20 protein-coding genes are annotated in these 18,478 nt (G+C 44.1%); 9 read left to right on the top strand and 11 right to left on the bottom strand.

Annotated elements, in window-relative coordinates; genetic code table 11:
• Window positions 1-13: 13 nt before the first annotated feature.
• Both F972_RS13695 and dapA read right to left on the bottom strand, forming a co-directional pair.
• Entirely contained in the window at window positions 14-616 is a 603-nt protein-coding gene (locus F972_RS13695) for a hypothetical protein (RefSeq protein WP_004679173.1), read from the bottom strand.
• A gap of 15 nt (window positions 617-631) precedes the next feature.
• Window positions 632-1,525 carry a 4-hydroxy-tetrahydrodipicolinate synthase gene (gene dapA, locus F972_RS13690; RefSeq protein WP_004769994.1) on the bottom strand — a complete coding sequence of 298 codons (894 nt, stop codon included), beginning with the start codon at window positions 1,523-1,525 and terminating at the stop codon, window positions 632-634.
• 268 nt (window positions 1,526-1,793) lie between these two features.
• Here dapA and pncA point away from each other — a divergent pair, with 268 nt between their 5' ends.
• The 3 genes from pncA to F972_RS13675 all read left to right on the top strand — a co-directional run bounded on the left by pncA (window position 1,794) and on the right by F972_RS13675 (window position 3,836).
• Window positions 1,794-2,426: a bifunctional nicotinamidase/pyrazinamidase gene (pncA, locus tag F972_RS13685; protein ID WP_004769992.1), complete on the top strand. Its 633-nt coding sequence runs from the start codon at window positions 1,794-1,796 to the stop codon at window positions 2,424-2,426.
• A gap of 90 nt (window positions 2,427-2,516) precedes the next feature.
• Complete coding sequence (locus tag F972_RS13680; protein WP_004683644.1) at window positions 2,517-2,981, top strand: Lrp/AsnC family transcriptional regulator; 465 nt, start codon at window positions 2,517-2,519, stop codon at window positions 2,979-2,981.
• Between the two features lie 216 nt (window positions 2,982-3,197).
• On the top strand, window positions 3,198-3,836 hold the full coding sequence (locus F972_RS13675; protein WP_004756852.1) for a YitT family protein: 639 nt from the start codon (window positions 3,198-3,200) through the stop codon (window positions 3,834-3,836).
• 85 nt (window positions 3,837-3,921) lie between these two features.
• On the opposite strand, the gene glmS is transcribed toward F972_RS13675, so the two are convergent.
• From glmS to F972_RS13635, 8 genes are all read right to left on the bottom strand, one after another.
• On the bottom strand, window positions 3,922-5,760 hold the full coding sequence (gene glmS / locus F972_RS13670; RefSeq protein WP_004769990.1) for a glutamine--fructose-6-phosphate transaminase (isomerizing): 1,839 nt from the start codon (window positions 5,758-5,760) through the stop codon (window positions 3,922-3,924).
• A 12-nt stretch (window positions 5,761-5,772) separates the two neighbouring features.
• On the bottom strand, window positions 5,773-7,137 hold the full coding sequence (gene glmU, locus F972_RS13665; RefSeq protein WP_004769989.1) for a bifunctional UDP-N-acetylglucosamine diphosphorylase/glucosamine-1-phosphate N-acetyltransferase GlmU: 1,365 nt from the start codon (window positions 7,135-7,137) through the stop codon (window positions 5,773-5,775).
• A gap of 22 nt (window positions 7,138-7,159) precedes the next feature.
• A complete protein-coding gene (locus tag F972_RS13660) occupies window positions 7,160-7,636 on the bottom strand; it encodes a phosphatidylglycerophosphatase A family protein (RefSeq protein WP_050994563.1) in 477 nt (158 codons plus the stop codon).
• Window positions 7,637-7,658: 22 nt separating this feature from the next.
• Window positions 7,659-8,576, bottom strand: a complete 918-nt coding sequence (thiL, locus tag F972_RS13655) for a thiamine-phosphate kinase (protein ID WP_004769987.1) — start codon at window positions 8,574-8,576, stop codon at window positions 7,659-7,661.
• 12 nt (window positions 8,577-8,588) lie between these two features.
• Window positions 8,589-9,038, bottom strand: coding sequence for a transcription antitermination factor NusB (nusB, locus tag F972_RS13650; RefSeq protein WP_004683615.1), 450 nt, complete (start codon window positions 9,036-9,038; stop codon window positions 8,589-8,591).
• 3 nt (window positions 9,039-9,041) lie between these two features.
• Complete coding sequence (gene ribE, locus F972_RS13645; RefSeq protein WP_004659764.1) at window positions 9,042-9,512, bottom strand: 6,7-dimethyl-8-ribityllumazine synthase; 471 nt, start codon at window positions 9,510-9,512, stop codon at window positions 9,042-9,044.
• Between the two features lie 11 nt (window positions 9,513-9,523).
• Entirely contained in the window at window positions 9,524-10,645 is a 1,122-nt protein-coding gene (ribBA, locus tag F972_RS13640; protein WP_004769985.1) for a bifunctional 3,4-dihydroxy-2-butanone-4-phosphate synthase/GTP cyclohydrolase II, read from the bottom strand.
• 159 nt (window positions 10,646-10,804) lie between these two features.
• Window positions 10,805-12,097, bottom strand: coding sequence for a hypothetical protein (locus F972_RS13635; protein WP_004769984.1), 1,293 nt, complete (start codon window positions 12,095-12,097; stop codon window positions 10,805-10,807).
• 97 nt (window positions 12,098-12,194) lie between these two features.
• Here F972_RS13635 and serB point away from each other — a divergent pair, with 97 nt between their 5' ends.
• The 3 genes from serB to F972_RS13620 all read left to right on the top strand — a co-directional run bounded on the left by serB (window position 12,195) and on the right by F972_RS13620 (window position 14,782).
• The gene (gene serB / locus F972_RS13630; RefSeq protein ID WP_004679119.1) at window positions 12,195-13,415 is read left to right on the top strand and encodes a phosphoserine phosphatase SerB; all 1,221 of its coding nucleotides are present in this window, start codon (window positions 12,195-12,197) and stop codon (window positions 13,413-13,415) included.
• A 403-nt stretch (window positions 13,416-13,818) separates the two neighbouring features.
• Window positions 13,819-14,154 carry a ciprofloxacin tolerance protein AciT gene (gene aciT, locus F972_RS13625; RefSeq protein ID WP_004683610.1) on the top strand — a complete coding sequence of 112 codons (336 nt, stop codon included), beginning with the start codon at window positions 13,819-13,821 and terminating at the stop codon, window positions 14,152-14,154.
• A 148-nt stretch (window positions 14,155-14,302) separates the two neighbouring features.
• Window positions 14,303-14,782: a hypothetical protein gene (locus tag F972_RS13620; RefSeq protein ID WP_004679115.1), complete on the top strand. Its 480-nt coding sequence runs from the start codon at window positions 14,303-14,305 to the stop codon at window positions 14,780-14,782.
• 47 nt (window positions 14,783-14,829) lie between these two features.
• Here F972_RS13620 and dtd read toward each other — a convergent pair whose 3' ends face one another.
• A complete protein-coding gene (gene dtd / locus F972_RS13615; RefSeq protein ID WP_004683609.1) occupies window positions 14,830-15,270 on the bottom strand; it encodes a D-aminoacyl-tRNA deacylase in 441 nt (146 codons plus the stop codon).
• Window positions 15,271-15,421: 151 nt separating this feature from the next.
• Between dtd and pncB the strand changes: the two genes are divergently transcribed.
• From pncB to asd, 3 genes are all read left to right on the top strand, one after another.
• On the top strand, window positions 15,422-16,627 hold the full coding sequence (gene pncB / locus F972_RS13610) for a nicotinate phosphoribosyltransferase (protein ID WP_004683608.1): 1,206 nt from the start codon (window positions 15,422-15,424) through the stop codon (window positions 16,625-16,627).
• A 104-nt stretch (window positions 16,628-16,731) separates the two neighbouring features.
• A complete protein-coding gene (locus F972_RS13605; protein ID WP_004683607.1) occupies window positions 16,732-17,580 on the top strand; it encodes a sulfurtransferase in 849 nt (282 codons plus the stop codon).
• The gene (gene asd, locus F972_RS13600; RefSeq protein WP_004683606.1) at window positions 17,577-18,428 is read left to right on the top strand and encodes an archaetidylserine decarboxylase; all 852 of its coding nucleotides are present in this window, start codon (window positions 17,577-17,579) and stop codon (window positions 18,426-18,428) included. The genes F972_RS13605 and asd overlap by 4 nt, the downstream gene beginning before the upstream one ends.
• Window positions 18,429-18,478 lie beyond the last annotated feature (50 nt).

Raw genomic sequence — 18,478 nt, 5'->3', positions numbered from 1 at the left:
GCCTAGTCAACCACTAGGCTGGCCAATTTTGGTAAATCTGGGTTAACACTTCCGTTGCCGTGGCTTGGTCTGCAAAGGTGGTGTCAAGTTTAAACAGGGCAACAGTGTTGCTTGTGCCTACGGCAGAGAGCTTGAGCAGGTAGTTCTGGTCGCCTACCTTGATGGTTGCCTCATAACCATTCTCCGCCTGTGAAACCACCTTGTAGTTGAGGCTGCTCAAGGTTGCAAAGGTATACTGCCAGGCGGTTGCGGTTGGTCCATCTACCTTAAGCAGTGGATTCTTGTTGCCATCCATCACCAGTTGTGGACGACCTAAAGTCGCAGTTGTGCTTGCAGCAGGATTGCCTGAACTCTGCATTGCCTCTGGACGGGGAAGCGCATAACGGTTGCCCGTCTTGTTTACAAAATTTGGCGCATGCTCGATGGCAAGCGCGTCAACCGTAGGAGCTGGATACAATGGTGTAAATGGTCTGACCGTTGCATTGTCAGGGAATTTGAGGGGTTCAAGTGCCTGCGCCTTTTTATAATCCAGAGAATGGTTATTCAGGGCAAAACGACCACAACCAGCCAAACTTAAAGCTGAAATGACCAGGACAACACCAAGACGTAATTGCATCATAAATTGCTCGTATTAGATAATTCCCGCAACTTTTAAACCATTGCGAAGAGGTTCACGATATTGTTCCGCAAGCGGGGTCAAAGGCAGGCGAATGCCTGTACCTATGTAGCCCATCTCATGCAACGCCCATTTCACAGGAATTGGGTTTGATTCGCAAAACAAAATATTGTGTAGATTTGCAATTTGCTGATTCAGGTCTTGCGCTTTCGCCTGTTCTCCCGCCAGTGCGGCCTCACACACTTCACTCATTTGCTTAGGTGCAACATTTGCGGTGACGGAAATATTGCCTTTGGCACCCAGCAGAATCAGTTCCCATGCGGTTGCGTCATCACCTGAATAAACGGCGATCTTGCCATTTAGACCGTCAATAAGTGCCTTGCCACGAGGAATGTCACCCGTTGCATCCTTAATGCCGACGATGTTCTTGACATCAGCAAGGCGGATCACTGTCTCATTTTGCATGTCGACACCAGTACGGCCTGGAACATTGTAAAGAATCTGTGGAATTTCAACCGCTTCAGCAATGGCTTTATAGTGCTGGTATAAGCCTTCCTGTGTCGGTTTATTATAGTAAGGCGTGACCAAAAGCGCTGCATCAGCGCCAACATCTTTGGCTGCCTGAGTCAGTTCAATCGCTTCACGTGTCGAATTCGCACCTGTTCCAGCAATGATCGGAATGCGTTTATTGGCAACACGGATCACTTCCTGAATGACCTTGATATGTTCTTCCATACTCAAAGTTGAGGCTTCGCCTGTTGTGCCGACAGCGACAATGCTATGTGTGCCTTGCTGGATGTGCCACTCAACAAGCTTCTCAAGACTCTTCCAATCCACACCACCATCTTCAAACATAGGGGTAACGATTGCGACAATTGAGCCTTGAATATTCTGTGCTAGCTGAGTCATTTTAAAAAAATATCCTATTTTCCCATCCGAATTTGAAGTGAATAAAAAACGAAATAATGGATGGTTGCAGTATTTTGATTGGTCATTCAGCAATGAGCTTGGTTGAATGACAATTATGCAAATTATGACTGATCGAGCGTATAAGAACAATATGCTTTAGTCAAACTGTGGAAAACTTTAATTCATCTCGATAAAAATTCAGAGAACAGTGGCGGTAAAGTCAGCAGCAGGGTAAGGTAAAAACAGCAGCTTAAGGTTGAATTATAAAATGCAGAAACATTCCAGACATAGCGCATTGATCGTGGTCGATGTCCAAAATGGCTTTACGCCTGGCGGTAATCTGGCGGTCGCCGATGCGGACCAGATTATTCCATTGATTAATCATTTGGCACAGCAGTTCGATACGGTTGTGCTGACACAGGACTGGCATCCTGAACAGCATATTTCCTTTGCGGAAAACCATAAGGATAAAGTGCCCTTTGAAACGGTTGAACTGGCTTATGGTACGCAGGTGCTATGGCCAAAACACTGTGTGCAGGGCAGTCATGATGCTGAATTTCATCCCAGCCTCAATATTCCAGCCGCGCAGTTGATTATCCGTAAGGGCTTTCATCCAGATATTGATAGCTATTCCGCCTTTATGGAGGCTGATCGCAAGACACCCACAGGCCTTAACGGTTATTTAAAGGAACATCAGGTGGATACCGTTTATATTGTTGGAATTGCCACGGACTTCTGTGTGGCATGGACGGCTTTGGATGCTGTACATTTTGGCTTTAAAACCTATGTGGTTGAGGATGCCTGTAAGGCGATTGACTTGAATGGCTCACTGCAAAAGGCCTGGCAGGAAATGTCTGGGCAGGGGGTTCAGCGGATACAGTCATCCAACCTGCTTGCCTAGGCTTGTGACGGCCATGCTAAAAACGTAAACTTTTGTTCACGAGTAAATGCCTTATTGTATTTGCGGACTAGAATAGTAATAGAGGGTGTTATGACTGAAGAAATAGATAATTTTGACCGCAAAATTATTCATCACCTCCAGCTTAATGGACGTTTGGCCAATCAGCAACTCGCTGAGTTGGTGGGCTTGTCTACTTCCCAGTGTTCACGCCGTCGGATTAACCTCGAACAGAAGAAAATTATCACAGGCTATTATGCGCAGATTGCCCTGGATGCTGACCCAACGCCGATTATGGGGATTATTGAGGTGAAATTGCAGAATTATAATGATGCAACCCATGATCGTTTTGTTGAGTTTCTTTTGCATGAGCCCGCAGTTAAAGATATTCATAAACTCACAGGCAGTTATGATTTTGTACTTAAAGTTGCGGTCAAGAGTTTGGATGAAATGGTGAAATTAATTGGTACTTTGTCATCCAGTAACTTTGGAGTCAGTAATTTAAATACATCTATTGTTTTAGAAAAATTAAAGGAAAATGGCATTGCGATTAAATAATAAATACTTTGCTACCCTTATAATGCCAGTCAAGATAACGTTATCACAGCGCAAACTTTTTGTATTTTAATGTGTTATTTTAATTATAAATTGCATTTATGATAAAAATATAATAATAAATTGCGTAAAAACTATAAAAATGATCAAATATATCAATCCGCATCCACATTCAGGATGCTCTCCCTGCTGTTGTCTTCTTTCTTGAGTTATACCGTTATGAATACTGATCAACATGTGTCTTTGCTAAGCCCAGCCGTGCCTGTGGTAGACCAACACTCAAGAGTGGAGGATGCTCTGGCGATGTTGATTGGAACATTTATTTTATCGTTTGCCATGACCCTGTTGCAGCAGGCAGGCATTATGACAGGTGGAACGGCAGGATTGTCGTTGTTGATTCACTACATCACTGACATCAAGTTTGGCATCTTATTTTTCTTGATCAACATTCCATTTTACTATTTTGCCTATAAAAAGATGGGTATGGCCCTTGTGGTGAAAACCTTTGTCGCGGTGGCGTTACTGGCTGGGTTTACAGAAACCATTCCCCATTTCTTTCAGTTGTCAGAGGTCAATCCAATCTATGCCACGATTTTTGCCAATGTGCTAATGGGGGTAAGTTTCCTGATCCTGTTTCGGCATCGTTCAAGTCTGGGTGGCATCAACCTGCTTGCGCTGTATTTGCAGGAACATTTCAAGATTCCAGCTGGAAAGGTACAGATGGGAATTGATGTGGCGATCTTATTAACATCACTGTTTTTTGTGGACTGGAAACTGGTTTTAATTTCTATTTTAGGTGCGGTAATCTTGAATTTGATTATTTTGCTAAATCATAAAAATAGTCGTTATGTGGCATAAAATAAATTTTTTAAATTCTTAATTTATAGTTGAAAATGATGGTAAAGGGTAGAAGAAAGGCGAACCTTCCTTCTACTTTATCATTTTATTCTACAGTCACACTCTTCGCTAAATTACGTGGCTGATCCACATCAGTTCCGCGTAATACCGCAACATGGTAAGAAAGTAGCTGCACAGGAATACTGTAAACAATTGGCGCCAGCCATTCATTGACAGATGGAATGTGAACCACATGCTGACGGTCTTTACCGTGAATACCACTGTCTTGGTCAGCAAATACAAACAGCTCACCGCCACGTGCCTGAACTTCTTCCATGTTCGACTTGAGTTTATCCAACATCTCATCCTGAGGAGCTAGGATCACCACAGGCATTTCATTATCGACTAGAGCCAATGGGCCATGTTTCAGTTCGCCTGCTGCATAACCTTCGGCATGAATATATGAAATTTCTTTCAATTTCAATGCACCTTCCAGCGCGATTGGGAAATGTGTGCCACGTCCCAGGAAAAGGCAATGGTTTTTCTCAACAAAGAGGGTCGAGAGACGCAAAATCTCAGTATTATGCTGCAAAGTATCCAGAATCACTTTTGGACAATGCCATAATGCTTCCACAATCTCATTCAACTGATCTGTCGCAAGCTGCTGTTTGACTTGACCAATTTTGAGAATGAGCAACATTAATGCGGCAAGCTGTGTGGTAAATGCTTTTGTTGAAGCAACCCCGATTTCAGGACCAGCCAGTGTCAATAAATGATGATTGGTTTCGCGCACCATCGATGAGGTGGCAACGTTACAGATTGTCATGGTGGTGATGTCAAGGTTTTGTACCTTGGCGCGTTTTTGTGTTTCACGTAACGCTGCCAGTGTATCTGCTGTTTCACCAGACTGGGAAATACAGATATACAGTGTATTGGCCACAATCACTGGCGTGCGGTAACGGAATTCACTGGCGATCTCGACCTGGCAAGGTACACCGATCAACTGTTCAAACCAGTACTTGGCAATCATGCCCGCATGATAACTGGTGCCACAGGCAATGATTTGTACCTGCTGGATTTTGTCAAAATCCGCATTGGCATGATTAAGGAAATCGTCACGTAACGTATTACCATTCAATGCCTGGGAAATCGTTTGTTGAATTGCTTCTGGCTGCTCATAGATTTCCTTGAGCATATAATGCTTATATTCACCTTTAGACGCATTGCTAATCGTGGCATCCAGTTCTTTGACAGGACGTTCGACCAGTTCACCATTGACAAACACTTCAATACTGGTACGGGTTAAACGGGCAATGTCGCCTTCTTCCAGATAAACAAAACGATTGGTTACAGGCAATAAAGCCAATTGATCAGAACTAATAAAGTTTTCACCAATCCCGACTCCGATCACCAGAGGGGAACCCTCCCGTACAGTGATCAACTCATCGGTATGACCCGTATGAATAACCCCCAGTGCATAGGCACCTTTAAGGCGAGGAACAATATTCTGTACGGCTTCAAGTAAACTATCGGTTTGCTTAAGTGCATCATGCACTAAATGTGCAACCACTTCGGTATCGGTCTGGGACGTAAAGATATAGCCCAAAGCCTGTAATTCTTCTTTGAGTTCCTGATAATTTTCAATAATACCATTGTGTACAACAGCCACATCACCTGAAACATGTGGATGAGCATTATCTTCAGTCGGTTTACCATGGGTTGCCCAACGGGTATGTGCAATACCTACATGACCAGTCAAATGCTGCTCAGATACTGCTTCAGCTAAATTTGCAACTTTACCTACACGACGTTCGCGTAAGATTTGTTGATTATTCAATAACGCTAAACCCGCAGAGTCATAACCGCGATATTCAAGACGTTTTAATCCTTCAATCAGAATATCAGTTACACATCGTTCAGCAACGCCACCAACAATACCACACATAATTTTATCCTCTTATTTTTTCAGCTTTTGGGGACGTTGATAATTTGCTTTTTCAAACTGTTTAGATCGTTCGACAGCTAAACTATGCTCAGCCACATTTCGAGTTAAGGTTGAGCCTGCACCTGTGGTTGCACCTTGAGCAATTTTAATTGGTGCAACCAATGAGTTATTGGTCCCGATAAACACATTATCTTCAATAATAGTGCGATGTTTGTTTGCACCATCATAATTACAGGTAATCGTGCCTGCCCCAATATTACAATTCGCACCAATATCTGCATCACCTAGATAAGTGAAGTGATTGGCTTTTGAACCCTGTCCCATATTGGTATTTTTAACTTCGACGAAGTTGCCAATATGCACATCATTGGCCAGATTTGTGCCAGGACGTAAACGGGCAAAAGGCCCAATCTGGGTATTTTCACCCACAACCGCATTTTCAAAAATGCTATAGGCCTGAACTTTGGTACCTGCGGCAATACGGGTATTTTTTAAAATACAGCCTGCGCCAAGTTGAACGTTGTCACCAAGCTCACAATCCCCTTCAATAATGACATTGACATCAATTTGTACATCTTGACCACATTTCACAGTTCCACGCAGGTCAAAACGATTTGGATCAATTAAATGTACGCCTTGTTGCATCAATTCTTTTGCTTGTTGTTGCTGAAATTGACGTTCCAAAGTTGCAAGTTGTAGGCGGTCATTCACACCATCAACTTCAAACGCAAAATCTGGTTCAACTGAGGCAACTTCCAGACCATCCGCAATCGCCATCGCAACAATATCGGTCAGGTAATATTCACCTTGCGCATTTTCATTGGAAAGTTTTGGTAGCCATTGATGCAGCTTGGCATTGCTAACGCAATAAATGCCTGTATTGATTTCCTGAATCTGGCGTTGTGCTTCATTGGCATCTTTATGCTCAACAATGGCCTGAATTTTACCGTCTTGGCGGACAATGCGACCATAACCTGTTGCATCTTCTACGGTAAGCGTAACTAAGCCAATGCCTGTCTGAGTAGAGGCATTTAATAGTTTTTGTAGGGTATTTGCATGAATACAAGGTACATCACCCGATAAAATCAGCGAAATACCGTCTTGAGGTAAAACAGGTAATGTCATTTGCACTGCATGACCTGTGCCCAATTGTTCGGCTTGTTCAACCCACTCAACCTGTTCATTGGCAAAACTTTGCTTAACCAGCTCACCGCCATGTCCATAAATGGTAATAATGTTTTCAGCATGCAATTTTTTTGCGGTTTGAATCACATGTCCTAAAAGTGGTCGACCTGCAAGGGGTTGTAGTACTTTTGGTATTTGTGAACGCATTCGCGTTCCTTTCCCTGCGGCAAGAATAATAACAGTTGTTGACATAACTAACCCTAATATCAATGGTTTAAGTCAAAAAATAAAAATGAATCATAAAAATACAAAGCGCAGCCCAAAGACCTGCAATGATGTCATCAAGCATAATCCCTAGACCACCAGTAACTTTTTGGTCTGCCCAACTAATCGGAAATGGTTTCCAGACATCAAATATACGGAATAATACAAATCCAGCAATGACCCACAACCCATTCATTTGCTGTAAATAAAGCAAAGGCAGGAAAGTAATGGACTGTCCTGCGAACTCATCCCAGACAATACGTCCGTCATCATGCACATTGAGGACTTTGGCGGTTTGTCCGCAGATATAAATGCCCACAACTGACATGATCAGGATGGCAATCAAGCTGCCATACAAACCCAATTGTAGCCACAATGGTACAAACAGCAGGGCAAAGGCTGAACCAAATGTTCCAGGTGCCTTGGGTGCTAAACCAGAACCGAAACCGACACCGCAAAAAACGATGCAACGGTTGAACCAGCTCATTTGTTTAAAGTGAATCGGTGGCTTATGCAAAGTGTTGATATCCCTGAACAGCTAATGGGTGATTTTCGCCCATATACACAAATGACAATCCAGTTTGTTGGGTGATTTTACCAATTATTGTAAGCGGAACATCTAATTGTTGTCGAAGTAGTTTTTCAAAATTTTGCGGTGATATTGTAAAGCACAGCTCATAATCGTCACCACCCGCAAGGGCGTAGTGCCATGCCTGCTGTTTTTCCAGCTTTTTGAGTGATTCATCAATCGGAAGCTGATCAAGTTGTAGTTTTGCACCGACATTGGACGCTTTCAGAATATGTCCCAAGTCCTGCGCCAATCCGTCCGAAACATCAATCATACTGGAGGCCAGACCTTTGAGCTGCTGCCCTAAATTACAACGTGGCGTTGGGTAGTCCAGTCGTTGCTGTAGGGCATGACCAGGATGCTGTAGCCCAAATGCGGCATCACCAACCTGACCACTGACACAAATGTAGTCACCTACTTGTGCACTTGATCGGGTAATGGCCTGACCGTGTTCAATCCAGCCCAGTGCCGTGACCGTGATGGTCAGTTGGGAATTCTGTGTGGTATCACCACCAATCAGGCTGACACCAAATTGATCGCAGCAATCGAACAAGCCCTGACTAAAGCCAGCCAGCCAGCCATGATCAACTGTTGGTAGGCTTAATGCCAGTAAAATACTATGCGGTTTTGCACCCATGGCGGCGAGATCAGATAAATTGACCGCGACACTTTTCCAGCCAATTGCATGGGCTGTGGTATCTAATGGAAAATGACGACCAGCAACCAGTGTATCGGTACAGATCACCAGTTGCTGTGAGGGAGCAGGAGTCACAATGGCTGAGTCATCACCAATTCCTAAACTGACATCGGATTTTGATGCACGTTTAAAGTATTGATCAATAATTGAAAACTCAGCCATGACACAAGCCTGTTATTTAGCTTGCTGTTTTTCAGCTTCACGAAGCTTTGAAGAAAGACGGTCCAGTACACCATTGATGTATTTATGGCTGTCCGCACCACCAAAGTGTTTTGCTAGCTCAATTGCTTCATCAAGTACAACGCGGTATGGAACTTCGAGATGATCTCGTAATTCATAAGCACCAAGTCGTAAAGTGGCAAGCTCTACACCATCGAGGGCATTTAACTCACGATCAAGTACAGGGATGAGTAACTCATCCAGAGCGTCATGTTGGGCAACCACTTGAGTGAGCAATTCATGGTAATAGTTAAGGTCAACCTTGTGCATGGCATTTTCAACACGGGTGCGTGCCTCAATTTCATGGACAGGGTTCTGACTCATTTGCCATTCATAAATCCCTTGTACAGCAAAACGACGTGCTTTGCGTTTCGCTGCATAAGCGGCCTGAAGTGTTTGCGACATGCTTTAAATTGCCTTTAATAAGTTAACCATTTCGATTGCAGTCAATGCAGCTTCGCTACCCTTGTTTCCTGCTTTCGTACCAGAACGTTCAATTGCCTGCTCAATGCTGTCTGTTGTCAACACACCATTGATTACAGGCATAGTGCTTTCAAGTGCTACAACACCTAGACCTTTGGCACATTCACCCGCAACAAAGTCAAAGTGTGGTGTGCTACCACGAATCACTGCGCCCAAGGCAATGATGGCATCAAACTTGTTTGAGGCAGCTAGCTTTTTCGCAACGATTGGCAGTTCCCACGCACCTGGCGCATGAATCACGGTAATCGCATCCTCTGAAACGCCATGACGTTTTAAGGTGTCAATCGCACCTTCCAGTAAATGTTCAACCACGAAGCTGTTGAAACGACCAACCAAGATCGCATAACGACCTTCGCTTGCGAGATGTAATAAACCTTCAATTCGGCGAATTGCCATAACAACCTCGATTATTTTGCTGTGACTTGATCGGCAGTGATGTATTCCACTACCTCTAAATTAAATCCTGATAGTGCATTGAAACGAAGTGGTGAACTCAACAGTTTCATTTTCTCAACACCCAGATCACGTAAAATCTGTGCACCGACACCAATGGTCTGATATTGCTGGGAGAGGGCGGCATTGGATTTCAAAGGCATTGGTTGATTCAGGTGATGAATTGCATGACCGAGATCTTCCAGATGGTCCTGTCCAATCCATACCAGCACTCCACGGTCGCTCTCTGATATGGTTCTCAGTGCGAGGTCCAGACTCCATGCAGTGGAGCCATCTGCTTTATTGAGTTTTAGCAAGTCACGTACAGGGTTGAAACCATGCACACGAACTGTAGTGACCCCTTGTTTTGGTTCACCTTTCACCAACGCCAGATGAATATCTGGATTACCGATTTCACGGTATTTATACAGTTCAAACGCACCATATGCAGTCTGAATGGTTTCTTGCGACAAACGCTCAACCGTTTGTTCATTGGTCATACGGTAATGAATCAGATCCGCAATCGTACCGATTTTTAAGCCATGTTTCTCTGCAAATACTTCTAAATCAGGGCGACGCGCCATAGTGCCGTCATCATTAATGATTTCACAGATCACGGACGCTGGCTCAAGACCCGCCAGACGGGTTAAGTCGCAACCTGCTTCAGTATGGCCTGCACGGTGCAGTACGCCACCTGGCTGTGCCATTAATGGGAAAATATGGCCTGGCTGAACGATATCGCTTGGCTTGGCATGTGCCGCAACCGCGGTACGGATGGTATGCGCGCGCTCAGCAGCGGAAATGCCTGTGCTGATGCCTTCAGCTGCTTCGATTGAGAGGGTGAAGTTGGTCGCGTGCTGTGCGCCGTTCTGGTCAACCATCAACGGAAGATTCAGTTGTTTACAACGGTCACGGCTGAGCGTCAGGCAGACCAAACCACGTGCATGGGTAATCATGAAGTTAATATCTTCAGGGCGCACATGCGTTGCGGCGATGACCAGATCACCTTCATTTTCACGATCTTCATCATCCATCAGGATGACCATTTTGCCTGCACGAATATCTGCGACAAGCTCTTCAACACGACTCAGCGGCATTCGCTTTCACCTTTTTATTGCCTTTCAAGGCACTCATATTCGATAAACCGAGCATAGTTTACCGCATTTTAACAAATTTCGCCTGTGCTTCTTGATCAATTAAAAAGCCTGATGGCTTAGAAAAGCGATCAGGGTAATCAGGAAACAGATGATAATGGATTATGACGCTGGAATATCAGAAGATTCACTTGAAACTTTTGCTTTCTTACCCATCAGGATTTCAGTGCGAAGATTCTGTGCCAAAGTCGCACACTGCTCATTCATGCCATTAATCATAAAGGCATGGCGGGTCATGATATTGCTTGGATTTGGCATGGCAACCAGTTCATAACTGTTTTGAATGGCTTTAAGCTGATCGTGGCTTAGGTGCAAAGCGGCCTCTTTTGCATGCAAATGCTGGGTAAGGCGTTTAGATGCCTCAATTGCGTCCAGTTGCATCGCATCCACCGCACTTGCCACCGCGCCACGGGTCTGTAGTGCAAAGCGTTTATCTTCACGGTATCGCTTGTACAGCACCTCTGCCAGCAACTGGAACACTGCACCCACCATCATCAGGCATTCAAGCGCATGTGGCTTTTCCAGTGTGGTTGATAATGTGGCACCCTCGGCATTAAATTGCTGTACCACATGAATATGTGAGGCATCCATTTGATAATGTCTACTACACAGATCAATACTTTTATCTAAAAATAACTGGCAAAGCTTGAAGTAGGGAACAGAGACTGACTGGTTTACACTGCTTAGCAACTGCTTTGGATCATAAAACTGGATATTCAGCGCCAGCGTTGCGTGGTCAAGCTGGGTTTGTTCGGCTGGCTTCTTCTCAGTGCGTGATTTTGGTTGTGCTTTTGCCTGTTGCTGGGCTTGTGCGACCAGCGTCACGGTGTTCTGTTTTTCCAGTACCAATGCCTGAGTTAAACGCTGAATCTCATGTTTAAGATGATTTTCCTGATTGATACGGGCTAAATATTCACTGCGTGTTGGACGGGCAATGGCACGGTAAGCCAGCCAAATCAGGAAGTGGATAAACAATGATGCTAAAATCGCCAGCCATTGTGTGCGTAAGATTTCACCAATACTTGGCTGGATCAAGGTGATTTCGACCGTTCCTACTTTCTTTTCATTTTGTAGGGCATCACGCACAAAGACTTCACCCTGACGGGTTTTGGCCATACCACTGGTTGCAAGCACCTGTTTATTGGCATCGAGGATACGAATGGATGCGACACTTGGGTTGGTTGCATAACGGTTGGCCACCAGCGCCAATGAGACCGTGTTGGCAGGTTCCAGTTCTGAAAGGCTATCTGCCACAAGCTGACTGGTCATCAGTTGTCCCTGACTGGCGCGGTTTTCATTGAGTTGATGTGTCGTTGCAATCACCAGTAAAAAGGTATGCAGTGCAAAACTTACGATCAGCAGGCTAGCAAATAGCCCTTGGCGTGGCGCATTCAAGTTAAACTTCCAAGATAAATAAGAGTCAAATAGATTCAGGTCAGGTTATGTTATGATTCTTACATACAATAGTTGTCGCTCAACCACGAGTCAATTCATGCGAGAAATCATTCTTATATCCTTTTTAGGACCAGATCAACCGAATCAGTTTACTCGATTAATGCAGGTGCTCTCCGTACATTCTTTGCAAATACTCGATGTGGGTCAGGCTGTTATCCATAATCAACTCACCCTTGGGATTGTTGTTGCATCGGATAATGAGACTGCAACCGCATTGGCAATGAAAGAGATCCTGATTTTAGCACATGATATTGGCTTAACTGTGCGATTTAAACCAATCTCTAACGCAGAATATGAACAATGGGTGAGTGAGGGTGGACGGACCCGCTATATCGTGACTGCGCTTGCCCCAGAACTCACGGCGGCACATTTGCAGGCAGTGACCAAAATTGTGTCAAGTCAGGGCTTTAATATTGAAACGGTGACACGTTTGTCGGGTCGGTTGGATTTGCAAACCGATAGCCCATTTCCACGCCGTGCCTGTGTCCAGTTTGGTTTAAGTGGACAAATGCTGGACGCGCAGGCCATGCGTGCTGCCTGTCTCAGCCTGTCGGGTGAACTGAACATTGATGTTGCGGTACAGGAAGACAATGCCTATCGCCGTAACCGTCGTCTGGTTTGCTTCGATATGGATTCAACCCTGATTGAGCAGGAAGTGATTGATGAGTTGGCGCTGGAGGCGGGTGTGGGTGCTCAGGTAGCTGAAATTACTGAGCGAGCCATGCAGGGGGAGCTGGATTTTCAGCAAAGTTTCCGCGCCCGTGTTGCCTTGTTAAAAGGTCTGGATGCTTCGGTTCTACCAAAAATTGCAGAACGTTTAACTGTGACCGAAGGCGCAGAGCGTCTGATTTCAACCCTGAAAGCATTAGGCTACAAAACCGCTATTTTGTCGGGTGGATTTCAGTATTTTGCCGAATATTTACAAGCGAAACTTGGGATTGATGAAGTGCATGCCAATATTCTGGATGTACGGGATGGTTTAGTCACTGGTGAGGTTAAAGGTGCGATTGTCGATGGCGCACGAAAAGCTGAATTACTGCGTCAACTTGCCGATAAAATGGGTATATCACTAGAGCAAGCGATGGCGGTAGGCGATGGGGCAAATGATTTGCCAATGCTGTCTATTGCAGGCTTAGGTGTGGCGTATCGCGCAAAACCATTGGTTCGTCAAAATGCCAATCAGGCAATTTCAAGTGTTGGTTTAGATGGTGTGTTGTACTTATTGGGTATGCACGATAAAGACTTAAATCGCGCTTAAAAGCTTAAAACACTTCCTGTGCATCATGTCGTTTTGTCACGATATGGTGCATTTTTATGGTGTCATGATTTGTTCATAATCATGTCTAAATGTATAGAAATACAACGATAAAAAAATTCAAGAAAAAGTTTTTCTACACAAAAAATATCGGCTATTTATTTGTAATGACACGCGGTAATTGATGCCATATAGCAATATTGATGTTTGATGATTTTAAAATGTGTAATGACAAAAACATATTGCGACAGCTTGTGTCGTAGCATTGGTTTTTACCTCTTTTCTTCTTAAAAAAAACTTCCATAATGCATAAAGACCTAAATGCAATGAGTTAGTAAGCGTTAGAAATTACACAACAATAGCGGTCTGAACAGAACAGACTAATTTTTTTAAGACGGAGGTTTATATGGAAGCAGCGAATTTCACCATGTGGGTTGGATTTGGCTTGATCGCTGTCGCAGTTATTGCTGTTTTCTTTTCTCCTTATCGTCGTTGGCTAGGTTTTATGTTGGCAGGTATGATGTGCTGGGGACTGCTGGAAGTGGTGCGCTTTGGGGTGCAAACCCTGTTTGAAATGTCCGTCGCATATAGTTATCTCACCGCATTGAGCTTCGCGATGATTACGGTCACATTTGTTTTATTACGTGAAGATAAACAGGCGCAAAAACAATTGGCAACACGTCAATATATTGAACACACCCCTGTGTACAAGGATGACCAGCAACAATGCTCTAGCCGATAATTTATAATAAGATAAATCACATTAAAGGCATGCTCGGCATGCCTTTTTTGCACTAACTTTCTGAAACAAAGCTTTTACCGCCTTTGCAACAATTGTGCTAGGATACAGTTGTCTTAATTTTCATCATAATACTGTGGGCATAAATGTCATGAAGCTTTCTTCTTTACCTGTGATTCAGTTACCTATTGTTGATGTAAGCACTGATCCGTTAGATTTGTTGGTGACAGGTTTGGCGTTACGTATGAAGCAATTGGCACGTACTAGCCCAAAGTTTATTGAATTGGTTCATGATCGTGAATTCCGTATCCAGATTGGTACGGATGCAGGACTGGCACGTCAGATTATTGTCAACCGTGGCAAGATTGATACGGTTGCAGGCAGTCCAGAAAAGGCTGACTTTATTTTACAGTTTGCTTCAAGTGAGCAGGGCGTGAAAACCTTGGTGAAAGGTGATCCAACGGCTTTCATGACAGGCATGCAGGATGGCAGCATTAAAATGGAAGGTGACTTTAGCCTGCTGGTTTGGTTTAACCAGGCGGCAAAATTGATTCCACCGAAAGTACCAAAAGCTGTAAAAGAAAAAATTCGTCAGGCGCGTGCCTTTATTAAAGAAAAAACAGGCAAATAAGCCTAAATAAAAAAACTCCCAATTCGGGAGTTTTTTATGGCTTAAACTTATTCAATTTCCAGATTAAAGGTTACTGGGCCATCATTGACCAAATGCACTTTCATGTCAGCGGCAAAAATACCTGTTTGGACATTTGCAAATTGTTGGCGTGCATATTCAACCAGTTGTTCATACAGCGCTTTGGCTTCGGCTGGCGGCATGGCAGACCCAAAGTCAGGGCGTAAGCCTTTTTGTGTTTGCGCCATCAAAGTAAATTGTGAAACTAATAAAAGTCCGCCCTGAGCTTGGCTTAGATTCCACCCCATCTTGCCATTCTCATCATCAAAGATTCTATATTTTAAAATCTTGTCAAGCAGCTTCTGGCCTTTTTCCAGGGTATCTTCTTTACCGACTCCCAAAAATACCAGTAAGCCGTGCTGAATTTCGCCAGTGGTTTGGCCCTCAACCACGACTTTCGCTTCTAAAACTCGTTGAATTAATGCGCGCATAACATTGAAAGATAGATGAAAAAGACAGGGAATTTTAGCAGACAAATGGTCCTGAAAATTGACTGTGCAGCAAAAGTCTACTATTCAATCCCAGCCATTTGGTTGTATAACAACTTATATTATGCAAAAAAATTGGTTAAAACCATCGCCTATGTCTGCCGTTATTCAATCTTTACTGGACACCGACCTGTATAAATTCACCATGCTGCAAGTGGTGCTGCACCAGTTTCCACAAACGCACAGTGTTTATTTATTCCGTTGCCGAAATCTGCAGGATACCGCCTATCCCTTGACGGAAATTTTGGGTGATCTCAACCATCAGCTCGATTTGCTGTGTGAACTTCGCTTTAAAGAGGATGAATTGCAGTATCTCCGTTCACTGCGTTTCATCAAGAGCGACTTTGTTGACTATCTGGAGTTGTTCCAGCTCAAACGACGTTTTATTCAGGCCAGTATTGATGCGGCAGGGCGGCTGGATATTCGGATTGAGGGGCCGATGGTGCAGGCCATGATGTTTGAAATTTTTGTCTTGGCCATTGTCAATGAACTGTATTTCCGCCGTATCCGTACCGATGAGGTACTGGCGGAAGGTGAACGTCGCTTACAGCACAAGCTGGTGCAACTGCAACACTATGCCCAGCAACAGCAGGACAATGATCCCCCATTCTTGGTTTCAGACTTTGGCACCCGTCGCCGTTATAGTTTTGATTGGCAGAAGCATGTGGTGCAGGCGTTTCATGATGCTGCACCGCAAGTATTCCGTGGCACCAGCAATGTACTGCTGGCGAAAGAGTTGGGTATCAGCCCGATTGGAACCATGGCCCATGAGTTTTTACAGGCATTTCAGGCGCTGGACGTGCGGTTGCGCAATTTTCAGAAAGCCGCGCTAGAGGCATGGGTACAGGAATATCGGGGTGACCTGGGGATTGCCCTGACCGATGTGGTGGGGATGGATGCGTTCCTGCGTGATTTTGATCTTTATTTTGCCAAGCTGTTTGATGGCTTGCGCCATGACAGTGGTGATCCCTATGAATGGGGTGACAAGGCCTATGCACATTATCGTCAATTAAAGATTGATACTAAGACCAAAATGCTAACCTTTAGTGATGGTCTTAATCTGGAAAAAGCATGGTTATTGCATCAATATTTTAAGGACCGTTTTCAGGTTAGTTTTGGAATTGGCACCAACCTCACCAATGACATGGGGCAGACACCGCTGAATATCGTGTTAAAACTATTGGAATGTAATGGGCAGTCAGTGGCAAAAATTTCCGATAGTTCAGGTAAAACCATGACCGATAATGAAACATTCCTTGCTTATTTAAGACAAGTGTTTGAGATTGAGCCAGTGATTTAGTTTATATCTCCTTTTTTGCTAAACCAATGCAAAAAATCAGACAAAGATAAAAAGTAGGCTATGTTAAAATCATTCCAGTGCTGTGGCGACAAGACCCCCTAACCATGACAGATGTAGACTTTAAACTTGATTTACTGATTGAACCTGAGCAGCTTGTGCCCTACTTGGGGCACGAGTTGATTCGTATTGTTGATTTAAGCCGAGCATCGGTTTATGAGCAACTACATATCCCGCATGCGATTCATTTGCAGCCAAAGTATCTGGTGGCGCAACAGGAACAGGCCAATGGTCTATTGCCCGATGTACAGGGATTAAAAACCCTGATTGAAAAGCTGAATATCTCACCGCAGCATCATGTCGTGGTTTATGATGATGAGGGCGGTGCTTGGGCGGGGCGGCTGATCTGGAATTTACACTGCCTTGGTTTTACCCGTACCAGTTTGATCAATGGCGGAATTCATGGCTGGTTGGGCGCTGGTTTACCCACCACCACAGAGGTTGAAAAAGTCACGCCTGTCGCTGATGTGCTACAGGTTGATCTGGATAGTGTGCAACAGCATCGGATTGAATACAACGAGCTATTGCAGCAGGTTCAAGAACAGAATATTCAGCTCTGGGATTGTCGTACCAATGAAGAATATACTGGACTACGTTTAGCTGCGCGTCGTGGGGGTCACATCCCAAATGCACTGCATTTTGAATGGAGTACTGCCCTTAATCGTGAAAATCATCTAAAATTGCACCCGCTTGAACGCACTCAACAACGTTTGGAGCAATTAGGCTTTAATTTACAACAACCTGTGGTGGTCTACTGTCAGTCGCATCACCGTTCGGGTTTGGCGTATATATTGGCAAGATTGCTCAATTGGCAAGTCAGGGCCTACGATGGTGCGTGGAGTGAATGGGGCAATCGCCTCGATAGTCCTATTATTTCAGGGGAGTCACCATCTTGAGTTTTTCAGCAGATTTAAAAAAACAACTGTTTATCAAAGTACAGAATCTTGTGCCACAACACCAACTGAGCCGTGTCATTGGCAAGGTTGCCGCAAGTGAAAATGTTTTGGTGAAAACTGCTGTTATTCAGGCGTTCAAAGCAAAATATGGCATTGATATGAGTATTGCTGAACAAACGAATCCGAATCAATATAAATCATTTAATGAATTTTTCACCCGTGCATTAAAACAGGGTGTGCGTGGTGTAGATGAGCGTGCCGATAGTATTGTTAGCCCTGCGGATGGTACGATTTCTCAGCTCGGTAAAATTGAAGCAGGTGATATTTTTCAGGCCAAAGGTCAAAGCTTTTCAGTTGAGAAATTAATCGGTGATCCACAACTTGCCAAGCCATTTATCAATGGTCAGTTTGCAACAGTTTATTTATCACCGAAAGACTATCACCGCGTACATATGCCATTTGCTGGAACATTAACGGAAACCTTGTATATTCCAGGCGAGTTATTTTCAGTCAACCAAACCACTGCTGAAAATGTATCAGGTTTGTTTGCCCGTAATGAACGTATGGTGTGCCTGTTTGACACTGAGCTGGGCCGTATGGCAGTAGTTTTGGTCGGTGCGATGATTGTGGCTGGGATTGAAACCGTTGCGACAGGTAAGGTGAAGCCATCAGGTAAAGTTGAGTTACAGCATCATCAACTGCAACTGGATAAAGGTGCGGAGCTTGGACGTTTCTACTTGGGTTCAACAGCCGTTGTTTTATTTGAACAAGATAAAATGGTGTGGGAAGAGCAGTTTAAAGCCAATTCAACTGTGGTGATGGGTGAGCGGTTGGGGCATTCGGTTTAAATTTGCAGATAAAAAAGCCCCTGAAAATTTTTAAGGGGCTTTTTTAAATA

Source organism: Acinetobacter sp. CIP 102529, assembly GCF_000368325.1.
GTDB classification, from domain to species: domain Bacteria; phylum Pseudomonadota; class Gammaproteobacteria; order Pseudomonadales; family Moraxellaceae; genus Acinetobacter; species Acinetobacter parvus.
Note: the sequence above shows the minus strand (reverse complement) of the source record. Positions and strands in the feature narration are given on the sequence as shown.